The sequence below is a fragment of the Microbacterium sufflavum genome, from assembly GCF_023101165.1.
Lineage (GTDB): Bacteria > Actinomycetota > Actinomycetes > Actinomycetales > Microbacteriaceae > Microbacterium > Microbacterium sufflavum.
On record NZ_CP078076.1, the window covers coordinates 3,006,523 to 3,027,860 of the forward strand.

The 21,338-nt window shown below is 70.6% G+C and carries 23 protein-coding genes; 14 read left to right on the forward strand and 9 right to left on the reverse strand.

Annotated elements, in window-relative coordinates; genetic code table 11:
* Window positions 1-92 precede the first annotated feature (92 nt).
* The gene (locus tag KV394_RS14605; RefSeq protein ID WP_247981760.1) at window positions 93-1,331 is read left to right on the forward strand and encodes a beta-ketoacyl-[acyl-carrier-protein] synthase family protein; all 1,239 of its coding nucleotides are present in this window, start codon (window positions 93-95) and stop codon (window positions 1,329-1,331) included.
* A 69-nt stretch (window positions 1,332-1,400) separates the two neighbouring features.
* On the opposite strand, the gene yczE is transcribed toward KV394_RS14605, so the two are convergent.
* The gene (yczE, locus tag KV394_RS14610) at window positions 1,401-2,063 is read right to left on the reverse strand and encodes a membrane protein YczE (RefSeq protein WP_247981761.1); all 663 of its coding nucleotides are present in this window, start codon (window positions 2,061-2,063) and stop codon (window positions 1,401-1,403) included.
* A gap of 95 nt (window positions 2,064-2,158) precedes the next feature.
* On the opposite strand from yczE, the gene yczR reads away from it, so the two are divergent.
* A complete protein-coding gene (gene yczR, locus KV394_RS14615) occupies window positions 2,159-3,562 on the forward strand; it encodes a MocR-like transcription factor YczR (RefSeq protein ID WP_247981762.1) in 1,404 nt (467 codons plus the stop codon).
* Between the two features lie 132 nt (window positions 3,563-3,694).
* On the opposite strand, the gene KV394_RS14620 is transcribed toward yczR, so the two are convergent.
* Window positions 3,695-4,198, reverse strand: coding sequence for a DUF3145 domain-containing protein (locus KV394_RS14620; protein ID WP_136030211.1), 504 nt, complete (start codon window positions 4,196-4,198; stop codon window positions 3,695-3,697).
* Between the two features lie 170 nt (window positions 4,199-4,368).
* Entirely contained in the window at window positions 4,369-5,142 is a 774-nt protein-coding gene (locus KV394_RS14625; protein ID WP_136030209.1) for a hypothetical protein, read from the reverse strand.
* A 177-nt stretch (window positions 5,143-5,319) separates the two neighbouring features.
* On the opposite strand from KV394_RS14625, the gene KV394_RS14630 reads away from it, so the two are divergent.
* Genes KV394_RS14630 through KV394_RS14640 form a run of 3 tightly spaced genes read left to right on the forward strand, consistent with a single transcriptional unit; the run spans window position 5,320 to window position 8,898 of the window.
* The gene (locus tag KV394_RS14630; protein ID WP_247981763.1) at window positions 5,320-7,323 is read left to right on the forward strand and encodes a DUF262 domain-containing protein; all 2,004 of its coding nucleotides are present in this window, start codon (window positions 5,320-5,322) and stop codon (window positions 7,321-7,323) included.
* Between the two features lies 1 nt (window position 7,324).
* Window positions 7,325-8,575, forward strand: coding sequence for an alpha/beta fold hydrolase (locus KV394_RS14635; protein ID WP_136046129.1), 1,251 nt, complete (start codon window positions 7,325-7,327; stop codon window positions 8,573-8,575).
* A gap of 38 nt (window positions 8,576-8,613) precedes the next feature.
* Window positions 8,614-8,898, forward strand: a complete 285-nt coding sequence (locus KV394_RS14640; RefSeq protein ID WP_247981764.1) for a hypothetical protein — start codon at window positions 8,614-8,616, stop codon at window positions 8,896-8,898.
* Between the two features lie 62 nt (window positions 8,899-8,960).
* Here the strand turns inward: KV394_RS14640 and KV394_RS14645 are convergent, their stop codons facing one another.
* The 3 genes from KV394_RS14645 to glgA all read right to left on the reverse strand — a co-directional run bounded on the left by KV394_RS14645 (window position 8,961) and on the right by glgA (window position 11,298).
* Window positions 8,961-9,218 carry a type B 50S ribosomal protein L31 gene (locus tag KV394_RS14645; RefSeq protein WP_047520045.1) on the reverse strand — a complete coding sequence of 86 codons (258 nt, stop codon included), beginning with the start codon at window positions 9,216-9,218 and terminating at the stop codon, window positions 8,961-8,963.
* 92 nt (window positions 9,219-9,310) lie between these two features.
* On the reverse strand, window positions 9,311-10,096 hold the full coding sequence (locus KV394_RS14650) for an ABC transporter ATP-binding protein (protein ID WP_136036170.1): 786 nt from the start codon (window positions 10,094-10,096) through the stop codon (window positions 9,311-9,313).
* Window positions 10,097-10,113: 17 nt separating this feature from the next.
* The gene (gene glgA / locus KV394_RS14655; RefSeq protein WP_247981765.1) at window positions 10,114-11,298 is read right to left on the reverse strand and encodes a glycogen synthase; all 1,185 of its coding nucleotides are present in this window, start codon (window positions 11,296-11,298) and stop codon (window positions 10,114-10,116) included.
* A gap of 69 nt (window positions 11,299-11,367) precedes the next feature.
* Here glgA and KV394_RS14660 point away from each other — a divergent pair, with 69 nt between their 5' ends.
* From KV394_RS14660 to KV394_RS14670, 3 genes are read left to right on the forward strand one after another with little or no spacing between them, the layout of a single operon-like run.
* On the forward strand, window positions 11,368-12,609 hold the full coding sequence (locus tag KV394_RS14660; RefSeq protein ID WP_136030197.1) for a glucose-1-phosphate adenylyltransferase: 1,242 nt from the start codon (window positions 11,368-11,370) through the stop codon (window positions 12,607-12,609).
* A gap of 48 nt (window positions 12,610-12,657) precedes the next feature.
* On the forward strand, window positions 12,658-13,293 hold the full coding sequence (gene serB / locus KV394_RS14665) for a phosphoserine phosphatase SerB (protein ID WP_247981766.1): 636 nt from the start codon (window positions 12,658-12,660) through the stop codon (window positions 13,291-13,293).
* A 41-nt stretch (window positions 13,294-13,334) separates the two neighbouring features.
* Window positions 13,335-14,030, forward strand: coding sequence for an alpha/beta fold hydrolase (locus KV394_RS14670; RefSeq protein ID WP_247981767.1), 696 nt, complete (start codon window positions 13,335-13,337; stop codon window positions 14,028-14,030).
* Between the two features lie 42 nt (window positions 14,031-14,072).
* Here the strand turns inward: KV394_RS14670 and KV394_RS14675 are convergent, their stop codons facing one another.
* Window positions 14,073-14,783: a beta-ketoacyl-ACP reductase gene (locus KV394_RS14675; RefSeq protein ID WP_247981768.1), complete on the reverse strand. Its 711-nt coding sequence runs from the start codon at window positions 14,781-14,783 to the stop codon at window positions 14,073-14,075.
* Between the two features lie 127 nt (window positions 14,784-14,910).
* On the opposite strand from KV394_RS14675, the gene KV394_RS14680 reads away from it, so the two are divergent.
* The 3 genes from KV394_RS14680 to KV394_RS14690 are packed head-to-tail and all read left to right on the forward strand — an operon-like array spanning window position 14,911 to window position 16,255.
* On the forward strand, window positions 14,911-15,255 hold the full coding sequence (locus tag KV394_RS14680; protein WP_247981769.1) for a DUF3099 domain-containing protein: 345 nt from the start codon (window positions 14,911-14,913) through the stop codon (window positions 15,253-15,255).
* A complete protein-coding gene (locus tag KV394_RS14685) occupies window positions 15,252-15,446 on the forward strand; it encodes a hypothetical protein (protein ID WP_136030186.1) in 195 nt (64 codons plus the stop codon). Before KV394_RS14680 ends, KV394_RS14685 begins: the two co-directional genes overlap by 4 nt.
* Entirely contained in the window at window positions 15,443-16,255 is an 813-nt protein-coding gene (locus KV394_RS14690) for an SURF1 family cytochrome oxidase biogenesis protein (RefSeq protein ID WP_136036174.1), read from the forward strand. The genes KV394_RS14685 and KV394_RS14690 overlap by 4 nt, the downstream gene beginning before the upstream one ends.
* A gap of 18 nt (window positions 16,256-16,273) precedes the next feature.
* Here the strand turns inward: KV394_RS14690 and KV394_RS14695 are convergent, their stop codons facing one another.
* Both KV394_RS14695 and KV394_RS14700 read right to left on the reverse strand, forming a co-directional pair.
* Entirely contained in the window at window positions 16,274-16,864 is a 591-nt protein-coding gene (locus KV394_RS14695; protein WP_247981770.1) for a pyridoxine/pyridoxamine 5'-phosphate oxidase, read from the reverse strand.
* Between the two features lie 43 nt (window positions 16,865-16,907).
* Window positions 16,908-18,506: an ABC-F family ATP-binding cassette domain-containing protein gene (locus KV394_RS14700; RefSeq protein ID WP_136030182.1), complete on the reverse strand. Its 1,599-nt coding sequence runs from the start codon at window positions 18,504-18,506 to the stop codon at window positions 16,908-16,910.
* Between the two features lie 163 nt (window positions 18,507-18,669).
* Here KV394_RS14700 and KV394_RS14705 point away from each other — a divergent pair, with 163 nt between their 5' ends.
* From KV394_RS14705 to KV394_RS14715, 3 genes are read left to right on the forward strand one after another with little or no spacing between them, the layout of a single operon-like run.
* Window positions 18,670-19,287 (forward strand): DedA family protein, encoded by a 618-nt coding sequence (locus KV394_RS14705; RefSeq protein ID WP_247981771.1) that lies wholly within the window; start codon window positions 18,670-18,672, stop codon window positions 19,285-19,287.
* A gap of 5 nt (window positions 19,288-19,292) precedes the next feature.
* Window positions 19,293-20,582, forward strand: coding sequence for a sensor histidine kinase (locus KV394_RS14710; protein ID WP_247981772.1), 1,290 nt, complete (start codon window positions 19,293-19,295; stop codon window positions 20,580-20,582).
* Window positions 20,579-21,250, forward strand: coding sequence for a response regulator (locus tag KV394_RS14715; protein ID WP_136030177.1), 672 nt, complete (start codon window positions 20,579-20,581; stop codon window positions 21,248-21,250). Before KV394_RS14710 ends, KV394_RS14715 begins: the two co-directional genes overlap by 4 nt.
* Window positions 21,251-21,338: the final 88 nt, after the last annotated feature.

Consider the following 21,338-nt stretch of genomic DNA (forward strand, 5'->3'; position numbering starts at 1 on the left):
ACGGCAGGATGCCACCCCCGCTGCGGCGGGGCGTGGCATCCTCCGCTCTGCCCATCTCCCGCACGACTCCCGTTCGACAAGGAACCACCTTCATGACCAAGCGCATCGTCGTCACCGGCATCGGCGCCACGTCCGCCATCGGCGGGACGGCTCCCGAGAACTGGACCAACCTCCTCGCCGGGGTGTCCGGCACCCGCACGATCGAGCACGACTGGGTGCAGCAGTACGAGCTGCCCGTCACGTTCGCCGCCTCGGCGATCGTCCGCCCCGAAGAGGTGCTGCCGCGCCACGAGGCCAAGCGTCTGGACCCGTCTTCGCAGTTCGCGTTGATCGCGGCACGCGAGGCCTGGGCCGACGCCGGTTTCCCCGAGGTCGCCCCCGAGCGCCTCGGCGTCGACTTCGCGACCGGCATCGGCGGCCTGTGGACCCTGCTGGACGCGTGGGACACGCTGCGCGAGAAGGGACCGCGCCGCGTCATGCCGCTGACGGTCCCGATGCTCATGCCCAACGCTGCCGCGGGCAACCTCTCGCTGCAGTTCGAGGCCCGCGCCTACGCGCAGACCGTGGTGAGCGCCTGTGCCTCGAGCACCGAGTCCCTCATCCACGCCTTCCACCACCTGCAGGAGGGTCTCGCCGACGTCGTGATCGCCGGCGGCACCGAGTCCGCGATCCACCCCATCACGATGGCGGCGTTCGCCTCCGCGCAGGCCCTCTCCCGCCGCAACGACGACCCGGCCCACGCATCGCGTCCGGGCGCGATCGACCGCGACGGCTTCGTGATGGGCGAGGGAGCGGCCGCGCTGATCCTCGAGACCGAGGAGCACGCCAAGGCTCGCGGCGCCAAGATCTACGGCTACATCCTGGGCGGCGGTGTCACGGCCGACGCCTACCACATCACGGGCAACGACCCGGAGGGCAACGGCGCGGCCCGTGCGGTCACGCAGGCTCTCGAGGAGGCCGGCATCACGGCCGACCAGGTCACGCACATCAATGCCCACGCCACCTCGACGCCGGTGGGCGACCCGAACGAGTACACAGCGCTCAAGAAGGTCTTCGGCGACCGGATCGATGAGATCCCGGTGTCGGCCACCAAGGCGTCGACCGGGCACCTGCTCGGCGGCACCGGCGCGCTGGAGGCGATCTTCTCGATCCTCGCGTTGCGCGATCGGGTCGCCCCTCCGACGATCAACATGACGGAGCCCGACCCCGAGGTCCCGTTCCGCCTGTCCGGAGAGCCGATGCCCCTGGGCGACGGACCGCAGATCGCGATCAGCAACTCCTTCGGCTTCGGCGGACACAACGCGGTGCTCGTGGTGGGCAGCGCCGACTGACGACCCCGTACGACACGACGAGGCCCCCGGGACGTCCCGGGGGCCTCGTCCTGTCTCGACGGACCCGGCTCAGCCGTTCGAGACGGCGAGCCGCTGCGACCGGGCCCTGCGGCGCCGCTCGATGCGGGGAAGGAACCAGCCGATGAGCGGACCGACGCCGAACGCGAAGAGCACGGTCCCCACACCCACCGGGCCGCCCAGCAGGAATCCGATGAGGAGCACCGAACCCTCGATCACGGTCCTGGCGAGCCAGACCGGCCATCCGGTGGTGCGGACGAGACCCGTCATCAGTCCGTCCCGCGGGCCGGGACCGAAGTCGGCGGCGATGTAGAGCCCGGTGGCGAACGCCAGCAGCACGAGTCCGAACACGAACATGGGCGCGCCGATCCACACGTTCGGCGGGGAGGGCAGTGCCAGCAGCGCGAGGTCGGCGCTGGGACCGATCAGGAGGGCGTTGAGCAAGGTGCCGAGACCGACGCGCTGGCGCAGGGGGATCCACAGCAGCAAGACCACCATCGACACCAGCACGGTGACGGCGCCGTAGCCGAGGCCGCTCCGTCCCGCGACACCGAGCGCGAGCACGTCCCACGGCGCCACACCGATGCCCCCGCGGACCATGAACGCCAGCGCGATGCCGTAGAGCATCAGTCCGATGACGAGCTGGAGCAGGCGCTCCGCGAGGTCGCGAGGGCTCGTGGCGCGGACGGGCAGGAGGATGGAGCGCAGGAGCATCTCTCCATCGTGGAACGACGGGAGCCGCGGTCGCCGAGACCACTGCGACAAAAGTGGCCTGCGTATAGCAGTCCACTTTGCGGCAAGCTGGAGTCATGTCCTCACGACTCGTGGAACAGCTCGGAGCGCGCAGCGTCGCCGGTGCCTCGGCCACCGCCCTGGCCCGCCAGATCACCGCGCTCATCCTCGACGGCCGGCTCACGGTGGGTGAACGACTGCCCAGCGAGCGTGCTCTCGCGGTCGAGCTGCGCCGCTCCCGCTCGACCATCACGCGCGTGTACGGCCTGCTGGAGGCGGACGGCTACGTCACGCGCCACCACGGCGGCAGCACCCGGGTCGCACTCCCTCACGGCCCCGCGCTGCCGGGACAGGACGGCGACGGCGACGCGATCGACCTCTCCATCGCCTCGATGGACTCCACCCCCGGGCTGTACGACGCGACCGTGCGCTCGCTCCCGCGACTCGCGGCGCTGCGCGGCACGAGCGGCTACTCGCTGCAGGGGCTTCCGGAGCTGCGCGAGGCGCTCGCGCAGCGCTTCACGGAACGCGGGGCCGACACCACCGCGGACGAGATCATCGTGACGTCCGGAGCGCTCAACGCCGTGAACCTGATCCTCACCGCGATCGGGCGTCGGGGCGAACGCGCACTCGTGGAACAGCCGACCTTCCCCCACGCGCTCGAAGCCCTCCATCGGCACGGCTACCGCCTGGTGCCCACGCCGGTCGATACGGACGGCTGGGACACCCGCCACGTCACGGACACGCTGCTGAGCGCGAGGCCTCACGTCGCCTATCTCATCTCCGACTTCCACAACCCGACCGGTGCCACCCTTCCGCAGGAGGAGCGCTCCCGCATCGCCGCCACCGCGCGCCACGTGGGAACCCATCTGATCGTCGACGAGACCACAGCCGAGCTCGACATCGATCGCGGCTGGGCTCCTGTCCCCCTCGCCGCGGAGGGACCGCACGTCATCACCGTCGGTTCGATGTCGAAGATCGCGTGGGGCGGGATGCGCATCGGGTGGATCCGGGCCGAGCGTTCCGTGATCGCGCGCCTGCTCGCCGTCCGCCCCTCGTTCGAGCTGGGCACCGCGCTGCTCGAGCAGTGCATCGCGGTCGAGCTGCTGCGCGACATGCCTGCACTCGGCGCGCACGTGCGCAGCCGGCTCACGGCGGGACGCGCTGCCGTCGCCGAGGGCCTCACGCACCTGCCCGGCGTGCGGATGCCGCGCACCCCGGGGGGCCTGTCGGCCTGGATCGATCTGGGCGCGCCGGTCTCGACGGCGTTGTCGCTCGCCGCCCGCGAGCAGGGCCTGATCCTGCCCCCAGGGCCGCGCTTCACGACGGGCGGGGTGCTGGAGCGCCGGCTCCGCATCCCGATCACCCTTCCGCCGGAGCGCACGGCGGAGGCGATGGCCCGTCTCGCCCTGGCGTGGGGCGACCTCGTGGGAGGCGGCCGTCAGCCCGCGGCGGAGATGCGCCACGCGGCTGTCATCTGACGACGAAGACCCCGCCGCGGCATCCGTGGCGGGGTCTTCGTCGAGCGGGGCGAGGATACGTCTTCTCAGCGTCCGGGATCACTCACCGGAATCCGATACTCACGCCTCCCGCGCCCCCGGTCTGCGGGCCGGTCAACCGACCTTGTGGAGCCAGACGACGCGCGCATCGTCACTGGCGTGGCGGAACGGTTCGAGCTCCTCGTCCCAGGCGGAGCCGAGCGCGATGTCCAGCTCGCGCTGCAGCTCGACGGCGTTTCCTGCGGCGATCTCCATCGCGTAGCGGATGCGGTCCTCGCCGATCACGATGTTGCCGGCGGCGTCGGTCTGCGCGTAGTGGATGCCGAGATCCGGAGTGTGCAGCCAGCGTCCGCCGTCACTGCGGGGCGTCGGGTCTTCCGTGACCTCGAAGCGCAGGTGCTCCCAGCCGCGGATCGCGGTCGCGAGCGCAGCACCCGTGCCGACGGGGCCGTCCCAGTAGAACTCGGCGCGCCGGGCGCCGTCGAGGACCGGCTGCTCCGTCCAGTCGAAGTTCACCGCACGCCCGATAGCGCGACCGACCGCCCATTCCAGGTGCGGGCAGAGCGCGCGAGGCGCCGAGTGGATGAACACCACTCCGCGTGCGTAAGCCGTCGCCATGATCTCTCCGTTTCATCAGGTGCGTCTTCCCCTACGACCTGACCCACGAAGTGGCGAGAGTATGCGGTTGTGCGCCCATTCTCGCGGAGTTCCGCATAAATCACAAGCGTGTGATTCCATGACGAAGGCCCCGGTCGAGCGACCGGGGCCTTCGTCATATCAGTGGAGGATCACGCCTCGCTCATGGCCTGCTTGACCTGCTGGCCCTTGGCGGCGTAGTACGCGGCGCGCGCCGCGTCCTTGCGCGCCTGCTCGGCGTAGCCGAACTCCAGCACGTCCTGCGGGACCTCGACGTTCGGGACGTCGTCGGTGCCGTGGTACTTCTCGATGTAGGCGTCGAGCTCGGGGCCCGAGGTCCACGACGTGATCAGGCAGTAGCGCGGGTCGGTGCCGTTGTGGGTGGCGGCATGCCACAGGCGCTGTGTGTCCACGATCAGCTGCGCGCCGGCCGGCAGTGCGATGCGGTACTCGATGCTCGGGTCGGTGCGGTTCTCGCGCAGGACGAAGTAGCTGTCCTTGTCGTCGGTGAGGTTGAAGAAGCCGCGGACGACCCAGCCGGTCCCGTCCGGGTTCAGGCGGTTGTTGTCGTCCTGGTGCAGGTTGTACAGGCAGTCGCCGTACGGGGTGGGCTGCAGCTCGATGATGCGGCACCGACCGACGTTGGCACCCGGCTCCTGCGCGCGACGCGTCAGGTTCGGTGCCTTCGCGACCTGGGAGTCGATCCAGACGCCGTCCTTGTCGGTGCGCGGCGGCTTGTGGTTCCAGAAGCCGTTGCACTCGATGTCGCCGAAGGCGCTGGCGAGGGGCGCGAACCGGGTGTCGCCCGAGGACTTCCAGTCGTTGTACTCGACGTCCAGCCACTCCTTGGGGTCGGCCTCCTGGTCGTAGCTGTCGAGGACGACGAAGCCCTTCTCCTCCAGCGCTGCGGACTTGATGTATCCCATGATCGAGTCATGTTCCTTTCATCGGGGGCCAGCACGTTTTAACAGGCCCTGATAAGGCAAGCCTAACAGCGGGGCTCGCCGCCTCCCCGGAGGGCGGCCGTGCATAACCCGAATAGACTGGGCGGGGCGTCGAGCGCGTTCTCGGCGCCCGTCGCAACGGGAGGATCAGACACCAGCATGAGCACCGCGACCAACGTCGAGGCGACAGCAGTCAACACGATCGAATGGCTCGCGGCGGGACGCACGACCATCGTCGTCCCCGTGTATCAGCGGCAGTACCGGTGGGACATCGGCGGCTGCGAACGGCTCCTGTCCGACGTCCGCGCGGTCGCGGCGGAAGACGACGCCCACCGTCACTTCCTCGGCTCCATCCTCTCCGCGCAGGACGGCAGCGGCGAGGACGCCGACCTCATCCTGATCGACGGACAGCAGCGGATCACCACGCTCATGCTCCTCGTCGCCGCCCTGCATCACGCGGTCCGCGACACCGATCCGGCCCTCGCCGCCGAGCTCTCCCGCGTGCTCGTCCTGGCGGACGCTCCCGGACGCACCAAGCTCCGACCCCACGACGCATGGGCCGAGCTGTACGAGTCCGTCGTCCTCGACCGCCGCGACGACCTCGACCGCGAGTCGCGGTTCGACGACAACTACGCGTTCTTCCGCAGCCAGATCCACGTCGACGAAGTGCCGCTGATCTGGCGGGGGCTGCAGCGCCTGGAGCACGTGTCGATCACACTGGGCGCCCGTGCCAACGCGCAGCAGATCTTCGAGAGCCTCAACTCCACCGGCGAGCCGCTGCGCGACCACGAGCTCATCCACAACTACATCCTGATGGGCCTGAGCCACGCCGAACAGCTCGACGTCGAGTCGCGCTTCTGGCTGCCCATCGAACAGCACACCGGCGAGGCGATCGGCGCGTTCTGGCGCCACTACCTCGTCATGGTCACCGGCCGAGAGGTCGCGGCGAACGGCGAGCACGGCGTGTACAGCGCGTTCCGCCAGTCGTTCCCGCGCGTCGACGTCGCGCACCTCCAGGCCGATGCCGCGAACTGGCGGCACTTCGCGGAGCTCTACGGCATCCTGCTCGACCCGTCACGGGAGCCCGACCTCGAGATCGCGCGGCAGCTGCGGGCCGTCAACACGTTCGGACGCTCGTCGTATCCGCTGGTGCTCAACGCCTACAGCGACCACGTCCGCGGACGCATCGACCGAGCCGAGTTCCTGCAGACGCTCGAGTGGCTGCAGGCCATGTACCTCCGCCGCGTGCTGGTGAATCTGCCGACCGAGCGCCTGATCGCGCGGCTCTGCCGGGCGCGCGCGAACGGTCAGGAGGCGCTTGCCCGCGCGATCGCCCGCATCACGCCGTCGGACGAGCGTGTGAGCGCCGTCCTGAAGTACAGCGAGCTGCCCTACCCCGCCTATGTGCTCGGGCGACTCGAAGGCGTCGACGAGGTCGAGGGCTTCGATGTCGAGCACATCGTCCCGGCCGTCCCCGGTGACGCGTGGTCGGGCGACGGCGTGCGTCCGTGGAGCGAGTACAGCGAGGACGAGCAGAACAGCCACCGCGCGCTCGCTCCCACGCTCGGCAACCTCACGCTGCTCGAGCAGGGGCTGACCGAGCGCGTGTTCGGAGCATCGTTCCCGGCCAAGCGCGACGAGGCCTACGCGCGCAGCACCGTGCCGGCCACGCGAGAGCTGACCGCCGCTGCGGCATGGGGCACCGCCGCCATCACGGCCCGCACGGTCGCGCTGACGACCGAGCTGCTGCGGATCTGGGCCCGCCCTGCCCTGCCGGAGATCGACGACGACGGCCTCACGCCGATCCTCGACGCCGTCCGCCGGCGCGGCTGGCCGGCCGGCTGGGAGCGCGAGTTCGACTACGTCGAGTACCGCGGAGAGCGCTGGGAGGTCTACGACGTCAAGCACCTCTTCAACCGCGTGTTCCGGCGTGCGTGGACCGACACCCGTGAGGCGGCCGTCGCGTACTGCGCCGCGCACGGCGGCCCCATCTACGACGCCCAGGCGTGGAAGGGCCAGTGGGACCGGCTCGACGACGAGCACTCGCTGTACATGGGGTGGGACTCGAACTACATGATGACCGCGGTGCAGGGCGTGCTGGAGGAGTCCGGGCTCGCCTCCGAGGTCTTCGTCAAGTACTCCTACATCGGGAACGTGATGTGACATGACCACCACCGTCCGCCGCCGCCTGCTCGACCTGACGATCGACGAGCACACCCTGACCGTTCCGCTCGTGTGGGACGACCCCGCCGACCCGCGCACCATCGACGTGTTCGCCGCGGTGGTCGCGCGCGAGGGCGGAGAGCAGCTGCCGTACCTGGTCTTCCTGCAGGGCGGCCCGGGGCACGAGGCGCCGCGGCCGTTCCACTCCTCCACCGCCCCGGCGTGGCTCGACCAGGCGCTCGCGCACTACCGGGTCGTGCTGCTCGACCAGCGGGGCACCGGTCGTTCCACCCCCGTCGGCGACGACGACCTCGCTCAGGGAGCCGACGCGGTGGCCGAGCACCTGACCCACCTGCGCGCCGATGCGATCGTGCGCGACGCCGAGGCGATGCGCGAGCACCTCGGTGCCACCACCTGGAGCGTGCTGGGTCAGTCGTTCGGCGGGTTCACCACACTCGCCTACCTGTCGACCGATGCCGGGTCGCTGCGCGACGTGTTCATCACCGGCGGCCTCAGCACCGTCGAGCGGCACCCCGACGAGGTCTACGCGCTGTGCTACGACAAGATGCGCATGGCCTCCGAGCGCTACTACCGCCGGTTCCCCGAGCACCGCGACACCATGCGCCGACTGATCGACCTCGCCGACGAGGGCCGCATCGTCCTGCCGGACGGCGAGGTCGTCTCGCGCTCGCGCCTGCGCTCGGTCGGCTCCGCGCTCGGCACCGACGACGGATGGCAGACGGTGTGGTCGCTCCTGGAGCGCGACCCCTCGTCGAACGCCTTCCGGTACGACCTGATGCACGCCATGCCCTTCGGCGGCCGCAATCCGCTGTACTACGTGTTCCATGAGTCGAGCTATGCGAGCGGCCATGCGACCCGGTGGTCGGCCGAGCGCGTCGAACCCGCCGACTTCCAGGACGATCCCACGCTGTTCACGGGCGAGCACATCCGCCGCGAGTGGACCGACACGGTTCCGGCGCTGCGGCCGTGGCGCGAGGTCACTCTGGCCCTGGCCGAGCATGCCTGGCCGCAGATCTACGACCCCGCGGCGATCACCGCCTCGGGTGCGACGGGAGCCGCCGCCGTGTACGTGGATGACGTGTACGTGCCGCTCGAGTTCTCACTCGAGACCGCGCGACTGCTCCCCGGGGTATCCCTGTGGGTGACCAGCGAACACGAGCACAACGGCTTGCGGACGGGCCAGGTGCTCTCCCGCCTGATCGACCTCGCCGCGGGTCGACGCCTGCGCTGACGCCCCACGGCGACACTGCAGCCGCCTATCCTGAGGGCATGCGAGACGTCATGGCGTGGGCGACGGTCGCGCTGGTCCTGGTCACGGGTCCCGCGCTGCTGATCGCCGGGATGCGGCACACGTTCTCGCGCAAGCCTGTCGAGGAGAAGTACGAGCACGCGACCGGCGGCGGGCTCGTCGGCGCATTCGACAGCGTGTGGTCCCCCTCTGCTCACGAAGCCGGCCAGGAGCGCGATCGGCAGACACGGCGCACCGCCCCCGCCCCCTCCCCGGGCGACCCGCCCGACCGCATCCGCGGCACCAGGATCATCATCGACCTGTGACGGGCGCCGGGCATGACGAAGGCCCCGCGTTCCGAGGGACGCGGGGCCTTCGTCGGGGGCCCTTACTTGGAGGAGCCGCCGAAGCCCTTGAAGCGCTGGTTGAACTTCTCGACGCGACCGGCCGAGTCCATGATGCGCTGCTTGCCCGTGTAGAAGGGGTGCGAAGCCGAGGAGATCTCGACGTCGATCACCGGGTACTCCACGCCGTCCAGCTCGATGGTCTTGTCGCTGGTGACGGTGGAACGGGTGAGGAAGGTCTCGCCCGAGCCGAGGTCGCGGAACACGACGGCCTGGTAGTCGGGGTGAATGTCAGTCTTCATGGGATTCCTTAGTTGCTGCCCTGGATTGTGCCAGGGACGAGGGAAGTCTGCGGTGCAGAGAGCACCAAGGGTCGATTCTATCAGATGCCGCGTCAGGACGCGGCGCGGGCGGCGTAGCGGCCACCCTCCTGAGACAGCGTGATCGGCATCCCGAACGCGGCCGTCAGCGACTCGCTCGTGAGCGACTCCTCGATCGGCCCCGCCGCGACGACGACGCCGTCACGCAGCAGCAGCACGTGCGTGAAACCGACCGGGATCTCCTCCACGTGGTGCGTCACCATCAGCATCGCGGGCGTCGACGGCGCCGAGGCGTACCCGCCGAGCAGGGCGAGCAGCTCCTCGCGCGAGCCGAGGTCGAGCGAGGCCGTCGGCTCGTCGAGCAGCAGCAGCTCCGGGTCGGTCATGACGGCGCGCGCGATCTGGACACGCTTCTGCTCGCCGTCGCTGAGCGTGCCGAACGTGCGGTCGGCGAGGTGATCCAGACGCCAGTCGCGCAACACGCGGAGGGCGCGGCGCTCATCGATGTCCTCATAGCTCTCGTTCCACCGGCCGAGCACCGAGTACGCGGCCGTGAGCACCGTGTTGAGCACGGTCTCGTCACGCGGAACCCGCTTGGCCATCGCGGAGGAGGCGAACCCGATCCGGGGGCGGATCTCGAACACGTCGGTGCGACCGAGCGTCTCGCCCAGCACGGTGACCGTGCCGGCCGTCGGGTGCATGAGCGTGTCGGCCAGCTGCAGCAGCGTGGTCTTGCCCGCGCCGTTCGGCCCGAGGATCACCCATCGCTGATCGTCGGCGACCTGCCAGGTCACGTGATCGATGATGTTGCGCCCCTCTCGGCGCACGACGACGTCAGCGAAATCCAGAGCGATCGGCATGCGGCCAGCCTATCGGCTCAACGGATCAGCTCCGCGTAGAGCGCGCGGGTCGCTTCCGCGATCGCGGTCCAGCTGAACTGGGTCCGCGCCCGCTCCCGTCCGGCTTCACCGTATGCGCGGGCGCGCTCCGGATCCGTCGCGACCTCGGTCAGCACGGCGGCCAGGTCGGCGACGAAGCGCTCCGGGTCGATCGGGGTGCCCGTGCCGTCCTGCACCTGCTCGATCGGCACCAGGCGGCCGGTCACGCCGTCGTCGACCACCTCCGGGATCCCACCCGTGGCCGTGCCGACGACCGCGGCGCCGCACGCCATCGCCTCCAGGTTCACGATGCCCAGCGGCTCGTACACCGAGGGGCACACGAACGTGGTCGCTGCGGCGAGGATGGCCGACAGCTCGTCGCGGGGGAGCATGCGCTCGATCCAGATGACGCCCTCGCGAGTCTGCTGCAAAAGCCGCACCCCCTCCTGCACCTCGGCCATGATCTCCGGGGTGTCCGGGGCGCCGGCGCACAGCACCAGCTGCACCTCCGGCGGCAGGAGCCGGGCCGCCTGGAGCAGGTACGGCAGTCCCTTCTGCCGGGTGATCCGCCCGACGAACACCACGGACGGGCGAGCGGGGTCCATGCCGATCGACTCCAGGAACGCGGCGTCCTCGACCGGCCGCCAGCGCTCCACATCGATGCCGTTGTGGATCACCCGGACACGCGCGGGGTCCACCCCGGGATAGCTGCGCAGGATGTCGGCGCGCATCCCCGCGCTCACCGCGACGACGGCGGCCGCGTTCTCGTACGCCAGCCTCTCGATCCCGCTCGACACCGCGTAGCCGCCGCCGAGCTGCTCCGCCTTCCACGGTCGCAGCGGCTCCAGGCTGTGCGCGGTCAGCACGTGCGGGATGCCGTGCAGCTGCGACGCGAGGTGACCGGCGAAGTTCGCGTACCAGGTGTGGCTGTGCACGAGGTCGGCCCCGCCGATCGCGGCGACGATCTCGAGGTCGGTGCCCAGCGTCTGCAGCGCCGGGTTCGCGCCGGCCAGTCCGGTCGGCGTGCGGTACGCGAACGTGCCCTCCTCCTCGCGCGGCGCACCGAAGGCGCGGACCGTCACATCGATGCTCTCGCGCAGGGCGGCGACCAGCTCAGCCACGTGCACTCCGGCGCCGCCGTAGATCTCCGGCGGGTACTCCTTGCTGATCATCTCGACTCGCATGCCTAGACGCTAGCGACCGGCTTGTCCAGACGCTAGTTTCCCCGGCGCGGCGGCATCTATGGTGGAGCCATGTCCGCTCCAAAGAAGGTCTTCGGGATCATCCTCGCCGGCGGCGAGGGCAAGCGACTCATGCCGCTGACAGGGGATCGTGCGAAGCCTGCCGTGCCGTTCGGCGGCCAGTACCGCCTGATCGATTTCGCCATCTCCAACCTGATCAACTCGGGCCTGCGTCAGATCGTGGTGCTCACCCAGTACAAGTCCCATAGCCTGGACCGGCACATCTCGCAGACCTGGCGGATGTCGGCACTGCTCGACTCGTACGTCGCCTCCGTCCCCGCGCAGCAGCGACTGGGCAAGCGCTGGTTCTCCGGCTCGGCCGACGCGATCCTGCAGAGCATGAACCTGATCAACGACGAGAAGCCGGACATCGTCGTGGTGATCGGCGCCGACCACGTCTACCGCATGGACTTCCGCCAGATGCTCGAGGCGCACATCGAGTCGGGCGCCAAGGCCACCGTGGCCGGCATCCGGCAGCCGCTCGCCCTCGCCTCGCAGTTCGGCGTGATCGACGCGGACCCGGAGTCCGGACGCATCCGGCAGTTCCTCGAGAAGCCGACCGACGCCACCGGTCTCGCGGACTCCCCCCACGAGGTCCTGGCCTCGATGGGCAACTACATCTTCGACGCGGACGCCCTGATCGCCGCCGTCGAGGCGGACGGCGAGTCCCCGACGTCGAGCCACGACATGGGTGGCGACATCGTGCCGTACTTCGTCGACCGCGGCGAGGCCGGCTACTACGACATGAAGCAGAACGACGTCCCCGGCTCGTCGCCGCGCGACCGCTCCTACTGGCGGGATGTGGGGACGATCGACTCGTTCTTCGACGCGCACCGTGATCTGATCTCGACACTGCCCGTGTTCAACCTCTACAACATGGAGTGGCCGATCCACTCGCAGGCGGTGAACTCGCCGCCTGCGAAGTTCGTGCGCGATTCCGTCGGCCGCATCGGCAACGCGATCGACTCGATCGTGTCCCTCGGCTCCGTCCTGTCCGGCACGCACCTCGAGCGGAGCGTGGTGGGACCGTGGACCCTGGCCGGTGGCGGTTCGACCATCACCGACTCCGTCGTGTTCGATCATGTGCACGTCGGGCAGGGCGCTCGCGTGCACCGGGCGATCCTCGACAAGAACGTCGTCCTCGCGGACGGCGCGACGGTCGGTGTGGACCGTGAGCGAGACCTCGCGCGCGGCTTCACCGTGACGGAGTCGGGCATCACCGTGGTCGGCAAGGGCGTCTTCATCGAGCGCTGAGCCGTCACGCCGTCCGGGCCCGTGCGCCCGCATCGCTAGGCTCGGAGGGTGACCTCCGCGCGCTTCCTCGTCGTCCTCGATGCCGATTCCACGCTCATCCGCAACGAGGTGATCGAACTCCTCGCCGACGAGGCCGGCCGCCGCGCGGAGGTGCAGGCCGCCACCGAGGCCGCGATGCGGGGCGAGATCGACTTCGCATCCAGCCTCCGCTCCCGCGTCGCCGCACTGGAGGGGGTGCCGGTGTCGGCGTTCGAGCGCGTCCGCGCCCGCATCGAGCCGACCCCGGGCGTCCGCGAGCTCACCGCCGCCGTGCACGCGCGCGGTGGCGTGGTGGGCGTCGTGTCCGGCGGGTTCCACGAGATCCTCGACCACATCGCTCCCGAGCTCGGCGTCGACCGGTGGCGTGCCAACGGCCTCGAGGTCGCGGACGGCAGGCTGACCGGTCATGTCGACGGCGACATCGTCGACGGCAAGGCCAAGGCGTCCTGGCTGCGGACCTGGGCGGACGACCTCGGGGTGCCGGCGCACGCCACCATCGCCATCGGTGACGGGGCGAACGATCTGCCCATGATGGCCGTCGCCGGACTCGGACTCGCGTTCAACGCGAAGCCGGCCGTCCGGGAGGCCGCGAGCCTCGTCGTCGCCACGCAGGATCTCGCCGAGGTCATCCCTCTCCTGCCGTGAGGGCGGTGGTGGATGTCGGCGGCCAGCGCTAGCGTCGCCGCATGGACATCATCCTCATCCCCGGACTCTGGCTCGACGCGCGCAGCTGGGACGACGTGATACCGGCGCTGGAGCAGGCAGGACACCGCACCCATCCGCTCACCCTTCCCGGTCTCGGGGCTTCCGGTCCGGCCGCCTCCGACATCGGCATGGCGGAGTGGGTGGCCGCGGGCGTGGCCGCCGTCGATGAGGTCGAGGGCGACGTGGTCGTCGTCGGTCACAGCGGAGGCGGCAATGTGACCTGGGGAGTCGCCGACGCGAGGCCCGAGCGCGTGCGGCGCGTGATCTTCGTCGACACGGTGCCGCCGCCGCCCGGTTCGGGCATCAATGAGTTCGAGGTCGTCGACGGTGCCGTCCCGTTCCCCGGGTGGGACTTCTTCCCCGACGAGGATGTGCACGACCTCGACGACGCGACACGGGCCCGCACGGTCGGGCTGACGCAGAGCGTGCCGGGACGCGTGCCCGCGGACGAGATCCAGCTCGAGAACCCCGCGCGCCACTCCGTGCCGGTGACGCTGCTCATGGGCGGGCTCGACGAGGAGGCGTTCGAGGCGACGATCGCACAGTGGGGTGCATACGCGGAGGAATTCCACGCCATCGCCGACGCCGAGGTCGTGCGCATCGGGTCCGGCCACTGGCCGCAGTTCTCGGTTCCGCAGCGCCTGGGTGAGCTGCTGGTCGCCGCCGTCGCCCGGTGAGTCGGACGTGCGGACGGGTCGGAGCCCGGGCCTCTCAGCGCGTCAGTGGCCCATCCCGAGGCCGCCGTCGACGGGAATGACGGCACCCGAGATGTAGGCGGCATCATCGCTCGCGAGCCAGGTGACCACACCCGCGACCTCATCCGCCGTCGCGAACCTTCCGGCGGGAATGCTGGCCTGGTACTGCTTCTGCGTCTCCTCCGGGAGCTCCGCGGTCATGTCGGTCTCGATGAACCCGGGCGCGACGACGTTGGCGGTGATGCCGCGGGCCCCGAGCTCGCGCGTGATCGACCGGGCGAAGCCGACCAGGGCGCTCTTCGACGCTGCGTAGTTGACCTGACCGGCGGAGCCGTAGAGCCCGACGACGCTGGAGATGAGGATGATGCGTCCGAACCGTGCGCGCAGCATGCCCTTCGACGCACGCTTGACGACGCGGAAGGTGCCGCCGAGGTTGGTGGCGACCACGCTGTCGAAGTCGTCCTCGCTCATGCGCAGCAGGAGGGTGTCCTTCGTGATCCCGGCGTTGGCCACCACGACCTCGACCGGGCCGAGCTGCTGCTCGACCTCGGTGAACGCGGCATCGAGGGACGCGGCATCGGTGACATCGGCGCGCACCGTGAGCGTGCCCTCCGGACCCTCGCCGCTGCGGGCGGTGACGGCCACGCGGTGCCCCTCTCGCACGAAGCGCTCGGCGATGGCGCGGCCGATGCCGCGGTTGCCTCCGGTGACGAGGACGACGCGGTCAGCACTCATGGGGGCACTCCTGCTCTGGTCGGGGGTCGGGTTTCCGAGCCGTGAACGATCCTAGCGACTGCAGCGAGCGTGCCCCGGGCGGAATCGGGGCGCCGCCGAGCCCGCACCGGCGTAGGCTGGAAGCATCGTGAAGAACGCACGTCGAGTCCCGGCCGTCACCTCTCTCCCCCAGTCTCCCGGGGACGAGAGCGACCACCGCGTGCGCCGCTACGCGCTCACGATGACGATCCGCATCGTGTGCTTCGGCCTGATGTTCTTCGTGCAGCCGTTCGGGTGGTACACGTGGGTGTTCGCCCTGGCCGCCGCTGTGCTGCCCTACATCGCCGTGGTGTTCGCCAATGCGGGAAGCGACAGCACGGAGACCTCCGCCGAGTCGCCGTTGCAGGAGCTCGATGCGGCTCCCGGTCCTCCGCCTGTGCAGGAGGCGAACCTCGGCGTCTTCACGATCCGCGAAGGCCGCGCGGAGCAATGACCGATCTGATCTGCTCGCGCGCCGGATGCCGGAGCGCGGCGACCAGCCAGGTCGTGTGGCGCAATCCCCGCATCCACGCCCCCGACCGCGAGAAGATCTGGCTGGCGTGCCCCGAGCACGTGGACTTCCTCCGCGACTATCTGGCCGCCCGTGACTTCCCCGTGACCGTGAGAGACGGTGTGCCCTCGTGAACAACCGCCTGACCCGCTGGGGCGTCTACACCCTGATCGCGATCGGGTTCGCGATCGCCTGCGCCTTCCTGTCGCACTGGCAGTTCGAGCGCAACGAATCGCGGGCCGAGCAGATCGCGCTGGTCGAGCAGAACTACGACGCCCCCGCGGTGCCCCTCACCGAGGTGCTGGGCGACGACGACGTGCTCGATCCCGACGACGAGTGGCGGCCGGTCACCCTGCAGGGCGAGTACCTCGCCGACGAACAGCTGCTCGTGCGCAACCGCCCGCACGGGGGCACGAGCGCCTTCGAGGTGCTGGTGCCGTTCCGCGATGTCGACGGTCGCGTGCTGATCGTCGACCGGGGGTGGGTTCCGCCGGGCGAGGGTGACGTGCCGGACGCCATCCCCGCCCCACCGTCCGGCGAGGTCACGGTCACCGTGCGCCTTCGACCCGGCGAGCCGCTTCCCGCCTCCGGTCGCGGCGCGCCGGAAGGCCAGGTGCCCACGATCCATCTGCCGTCGATCTCCGAGACCATCGACGGTGGCGCCCTCACCGGCGCTTACGGGCGACTGGTGTCGGAGGACCCGGCGGGCTCGGGAACCCTCGGCGGCTTCGAGTCGCCCACCGACGATCCCGGTCCGCACCTGTCGTACGCGATCCAGTGGATCCTGTTCGCGATCATGGGGTTCATCTTCATCGGCTACATCATCCGCACCGAGATCGTGAAGCACCGCGAGGAGCTCGAGGGGAAGCCGGCACCCGTGAAGGCGCCGCGCCGGCGCGACCGCGACGCCGACGTCGAGGACGAGCTGCTCGACGCCCGCTGAGCCCGAGTGCCGCGCCGCTCAGGTGTCGGTCGTACCGCTCACGTGCCGTCCCCAGCCGCCGCGTGCCACCTCGTACACGATCCGAGTGTGCCGTCGATCGGTCGCCCCCTGCCAGAACTCCACCCGCGAGGGCTGCAGGCGCCACAGCACCCAGTCCCCGGCGGCGACCCCGTACCGCGCGGCCGGAGACCGTGCGGCCAGGTCGACCGCGCTCTCCGCGGGCGTCGCCTCCCGCACCGGCCCGCGGAGCCGCACCGCCCGGGCGAGCGGCTGCCACCAGAAGTTCAGTGCCGCCACGGCGTGCACGGCGAGCTGGACGCCCTTGCCCGACGAACGAGGCCCCGCGAACGCCCATCCGCGGGCGTCCGCATCCTTGAGGAGGAGCGTGCGCGCATCCGGCATGCCGTCGCGATCGACCGTCGCCAGGGTGGCGGCGTGCGGCTCCGGCACCCCCTGATCGGCAGCGAGCCGGATCCACGAGAGGAACAGCGGCAGGGGCTCCGCCGGGAGCGCGGCGACGTCGACCGATCGCCCGCGACCGGTGAGCGCCGGCCGGCTCCGCAGCCATGCGCGCATGTCGGACGGATGGTTCGGCGCGGGCGTGCTCATGCTCCCGATGATGTCACGCCGCCGTCGCTCGGGCCGCGCCGGGTCAGGCGAGCTCGATGAGCTCCTGGTACTCCTGGTTCCAGATGTCCTCGACGCCGTCCGGGAGGATGAGCACCCGCTCCGGGTTGAGCGACTGCACCGCTCCGGGGTCGTGCGACACGAGCACCACGGCGCCCTCGTAGTGCGCGAGCGCCCCGAGGATCTCCTCGCGCGACGCCGGGTCGAGGTTGTTGGTCGGCTCGTCGAGCAGCAGCAGGTTGGCCGACGAGACCACGAGCGTGGCGAGCGAGAGGCGGGTCTTCTCCCCACCGGAAAGCACCCCGGCGGGCTTCAGGACGTCGTCGCCGGTGAACAGGAACGAGCCGAGCACCTTGCGCGCCTCCGTCTCGGTGATGTGCGGAGCGGCGGAGACCATGTTCTCCAGCACCGAGCGGGAGACGTCGAGGTTCTCGTGCTCCTGCGCGTAGTAGCCCACCTTGAGGCCGTGCCCCGGCTCGAGCTGGCCCGTGTCGGGCTGGTCGACCCCGGCGAGCATCCGCAGCAGCGTCGTCTTCCCTGCGCCGTTGAGTCCGAGGACGACCACCTTCGAGCCGCGGTCGATCGCGAGGTCGACATCGGTGAAGATCTCCAGCGAGCCGTAGGACTTCGACAGCCCGGACGCCATGAGCGGGGTCTTGCCGCAGGGGGCCGGCTTCGGGAACCGCAGCTTCGCGACCCGGTCCTCCTGCCGCACCTCGTCGAGTCCGGCGAGCAGCTTCTCGGCGCGCGCGATCATCTGGTGCGCGGCCGCGGCCTTCGACGCCTTGGCGCCGAAGCGCGCGGCCTGCTGCTGCAGCGTCGTCGCCTTCTTCTCCGCGTTCGCGCGCTCCTTCTTCCGGCGCTCCTCGTCGGCGGCACGCTGGCGCAGGTAGTTCTTCCAGTTCATGTTGTAGATGTCGATGACCTGGCGGTTCGCGTCGAGATAGAACACGCGGTTCACGGTCTCCCCCACGAGCTCGACGTCGTGGCTGATGACGATCAGGCCACCCTTGTAGTTCTTCAGGAACTCACGAAGCCACACGACGCTGTCGGCGTCGAGGTGGTTGGTCGGCTCGTCGAGGATCATCGTGTCGGCGTCGGAGAACAGGATGCGCGCCAGCTCGATGCGCCGACGCTGACCGCCCGACAGCGTCGAGAGCGGCTGGTCGAGGATGCGGTCCGGCAGCGAGAGGTTGTGTGCGATGGACGCGGCCTCCGCCTCCGCGGCGTACCCGCCCTGCGCCTCGAACCGCTCCGTGAGCGTGGCGTAGCGCTTCATGGCCTTCGCCGCGACCGCCGGGTCGTCCGAGCCCATCGCGAGCGATGCCTCCGTCATGCCGAGGTTCAGCTGACCGAGGCCGCGCGCGTCGAGGATGCGCGTGCGCGCGAGGTCTTCGGGGTTCCCGGAACGCGGGTCCTGCGGCAGGTAGCCGAGCTCACCCGATCGGGTGACCGAGCCGCCGGAGGGCAGCACATCCCCCGCGAGCACCTTGGTGAGAGTGGTCTTGCCGGCGCCGTTGCGCCCGACCAATCCGATCTTGTCTCCGTCGCCCACGCGGAACGACACGTTCTCCATCAGCAGGCGCGCGCCAACGCGGATCTCGAGGTCGTGCACGGCAAGCACAGCGGACGTCCGTTCCTTCGGGGCGGGTGAGCGGCCGATCGGCCAGCCTCCCAGTATATGCCGCCCGGAGAGCCTCACCGCCCGGCAAGATCCCTCCCGAGAGTGAGAGCCGGAATACCGCAGAGGGATGCCCGCTGCGCGACCGCCCGCCTACCGTGCAGGAGTGGACATCCTCAACGAGCTCATCATGCAGGCGATCGCCTCCCCCTGGCTGTACCTGGTGTTGTTCGCCGTCACGGTGATCGACGGGTTCTTCCCGCCCGTGCCGAGCGAGACCGTGCTCGTCGCCGCGGCCGCCGTCGCCGCATCCACCGGCGACGGAGACCTGCTTCTCCTGGGGCTCGTCGCGGCGGTCGGCGCCGCCATCGGCGACAACCTCGCCTTCCTGATCGGACGCCGGCTGGGCACCTCACGATTCGCCTGGATGCGGCGGCCGAGGGTGGTCACGGCCTTCGCATACGCCCAGCGCGCGCTCGCTCGACGCAGCGCCACGCTCATCCTCGGCGCGCGGTACATCCCCGTCGGTCGCGTCGCGGTGAACATGTCCGCGGGTGCGCTGGGCTTCCCCTGGCGCCGGTTCCTGCCCCTGAGCCTCATCGCGGGCGCGAGCTGGAGCGTCTTCAGCCTCGCGATCGGGCTGCTCGCCGGTGCATGGATCAAGGACCAGCCCCTGCTCAGCGCTCTGCTCGGCATCGGCGTGGCCCTGGTGATCGGTGTCGTGATCGACCGGATCGCCGCCGCCCGTCGTCGCCGTGCGCCCGTGGCCCACCTGGCAGGATGAGAGTCATGGCACGCCGCCGAGCCCGACCCCCGCGCGCGCCGCGGATGAACCGCCGCACCACCGCCCTCGCGGCGCTGTATGCGGCGGTCGTCGTGCTGTACGCGCTGCTCGTGCCCCTGCAGACCGTGCTCTCCGGCACCCCCCTGCCGCTGACGTTCCTCGTCGGCGCGGCGCTGTGCGGAGCGCCGCTCGTCGCCCTCGCCCGACCGCGCACCGCCATCGCGCTGTTCACCGCCGCGACCTTCACCCTGCCGCTCCTCGTGGTCCCCGCGCAGGCCATCCAGTCGCCGTGGCCCTGGTCGGTGCCGGCACTGCTCACCTTCGTCCTGTTCGTGGGGGTCGTGACCTTCGTGCACGGCCCCCGCCTCGGAGCCGTCGCCCTCGTGCTCGGGGCCCTCACGTCGCTCACCGCTCCGCTGCTGCGAGCCGACATGGTCGCCAGCGACGCGTCCGCCGGGAGTGCGACCGCCGACCTCATCGTGACGTCGTCGCTCGCCGCGGCCATGTACCTCATCGCGGTGCTCGTCGCCGGACGTGTCCGCGTGGCCCAGGAGCTCACGCGTGAGCGGGAGCACAGCGCGCTGGAGGAGTCGCGCCGCGCCCTCGTCGAGGAGCGCACACGGATCGCGCGCGAGCTGCACGACGTGGTGGCGCACAGCATGTCGGTCATCCAGGTGCAGGCGTCCACCGCGCGATACCGGATCCCCGGTCTCGACGACACCGCGACGGCCGAGTTCGAGGACATCGCCGCGACCGCCCGCACCTCGCTCACCGAGATGCGGCGCATGCTGGGGGTGCTGCGCACGGAGGACCAGCACGCCGAGCTCGCCCCGCAGCAGGGCCTGGACGACGTCCCCGCGCTCGTCGACAGCATCCGCCGCGCCGGCGTCGAGGTGGGGCTCGTGATGGAGGGCACGGATGCCGCGTCTGGCGCGGAGCCCACCGTGCAGATCGCCGCGTTCCGCATCGTGCAGGAGGCGCTGAGCAACGCCGTGCGCCATGCTCCGGGGGCCCGTGTCACGGTGCGCGTGCACGCGGACCCGGCGGCGCTGCGGCTCGTCGTGCAGAACGCCGCGCCGCCGCGACCGCCGGAAGCCCACCCCGGGGGCTACGGGCTGCGGGGAATGCGCGAGCGCGCGGAGATCCTCGGCGGCAGCCTCTCCGCCGGCCCCACGGACGACGGCGGGTGGCGCGTCGAGGCGACCCTCCCCCTGGCCAACGGCTCGACCCCGACCACCGCCGACCACGGCATGACGGCAGCCCCGCCGGCCGCAGCAGACGAGGAGACCCCGTGACGATCAGCGTGCTCATCGCCGACGACCAGGCGATGGTCCGTGCGGGTTTCGCCGCCCTTCTCGACGCCCACGACGGGATCCGCGTGGCCGGACAGGCCGCGAACGGCGCCGAGGCCGTGGCGCTGTCCGCCCGGCTCGATCCGGACGTGATCCTGATGGACGTGCGGATGCCGGAGCTCGACGGCATCGAGGCCACGCGCCGCATCCTCGGCACGTCGTATCCCGCCGCTCACGTGCCGCGCATCCTGATGCTCACGACGTTCGACATCGACGACTACGTCTACGACGCGCTGGAGGCGGGCGCGAGCGGCTTCCTGCTCAAGGACGCCCTGCCCGAGGAGCTCGTGCACGCGGTGCGGGTGGTCGCGGGCGGCGACGCCCTGCTGGCTCCGAGCGTCACCCGCCGCATGATCGAGCAGTTCGCCGGACGACGCCCGCGCGCCCCCCGCTCCGCGACCGTGCTGGCGGAGCTGACCGATCGCGAGCGCGAGGTGCTGGTGCTGATCGGTCGCGGACGGTCGAACTCCGAGATCGCCACGGACCTCTTCATCGCGGAGCAGACCGTGAAGACGCACGTGGGCAAGGTGCTGTCCAAGCTCGGCCTGCGCGACCGGGTTCATGCGGTGATCCTCGCTTACGACACCGGGCTGGTCGAGCCCTCGTCCTGACTCGCCCCACGGTAGGGGTCTGATCGACACCGCAGGGTGATGCCGCCGCGGACACCCCGTCCCTAGCCTCCGAGGACACCGTTCCGAG

What these genes read in the sequence shown, in the direction of transcription:
- yczR (WP_247981762.1), top strand. Translation starts at nt 2,159, where the DNA reads ATGTCCTCACGACTCGTGGAACAGCTCGGAGCGCGCAGCGTCGCCGGT.
- KV394_RS14625 (WP_136030209.1), bottom strand. Translation starts at nt 5,142, where the DNA reads ATGGGATACATCAAGTCCGCAGCGCTGGAGGAGAAGGGCTTCGTCGTC.
- KV394_RS14640 (WP_247981764.1), top strand. Translation starts at nt 8,614, where the DNA reads ATGCGAGACGTCATGGCGTGGGCGACGGTCGCGCTGGTCCTGGTCACG.
- KV394_RS14630 (WP_247981763.1), top strand. Translation starts at nt 5,320, where the DNA reads ATGAGCACCGCGACCAACGTCGAGGCGACAGCAGTCAACACGATCGAA.
- KV394_RS14670 (WP_247981767.1), top strand. Translation starts at nt 13,335, where the DNA reads ATGGACATCATCCTCATCCCCGGACTCTGGCTCGACGCGCGCAGCTGG.
- glgA (WP_247981765.1), bottom strand. Translation starts at nt 11,298, where the DNA reads ATGCGAGTCGAGATGATCAGCAAGGAGTACCCGCCGGAGATCTACGGC.
- KV394_RS14620 (WP_136030211.1), bottom strand. Translation starts at nt 4,198, where the DNA reads ATGGCGACGGCTTACGCACGCGGAGTGGTGTTCATCCACTCGGCGCCT.
- KV394_RS14695 (WP_247981770.1), bottom strand. Translation starts at nt 16,864, where the DNA reads ATGAGCACGCCCGCGCCGAACCATCCGTCCGACATGCGCGCATGGCTG.
- KV394_RS14660 (WP_136030197.1), top strand. Translation starts at nt 11,368, where the DNA reads ATGTCCGCTCCAAAGAAGGTCTTCGGGATCATCCTCGCCGGCGGCGAG.
- KV394_RS14635 (WP_136046129.1), top strand. Translation starts at nt 7,325, where the DNA reads ATGACCACCACCGTCCGCCGCCGCCTGCTCGACCTGACGATCGACGAG.
- KV394_RS14675 (WP_247981768.1), bottom strand. Translation starts at nt 14,783, where the DNA reads ATGAGTGCTGACCGCGTCGTCCTCGTCACCGGAGGCAACCGCGGCATC.
- KV394_RS14645 (WP_047520045.1), bottom strand. Translation starts at nt 9,218, where the DNA reads ATGAAGACTGACATTCACCCCGACTACCAGGCCGTCGTGTTCCGCGAC.
- KV394_RS14710 (WP_247981772.1), top strand. Translation starts at nt 19,293, where the DNA reads ATGGCACGCCGCCGAGCCCGACCCCCGCGCGCGCCGCGGATGAACCGC.
- KV394_RS14685 (WP_136030186.1), top strand. Translation starts at nt 15,252, where the DNA reads ATGACCGATCTGATCTGCTCGCGCGCCGGATGCCGGAGCGCGGCGACC.
- KV394_RS14650 (WP_136036170.1), bottom strand. Translation starts at nt 10,096, where the DNA reads ATGCCGATCGCTCTGGATTTCGCTGACGTCGTCGTGCGCCGAGAGGGG.
- KV394_RS14605 (WP_247981760.1), top strand. Translation starts at nt 93, where the DNA reads ATGACCAAGCGCATCGTCGTCACCGGCATCGGCGCCACGTCCGCCATC.
- yczE (WP_247981761.1), bottom strand. Translation starts at nt 2,063, where the DNA reads ATGCTCCTGCGCTCCATCCTCCTGCCCGTCCGCGCCACGAGCCCTCGC.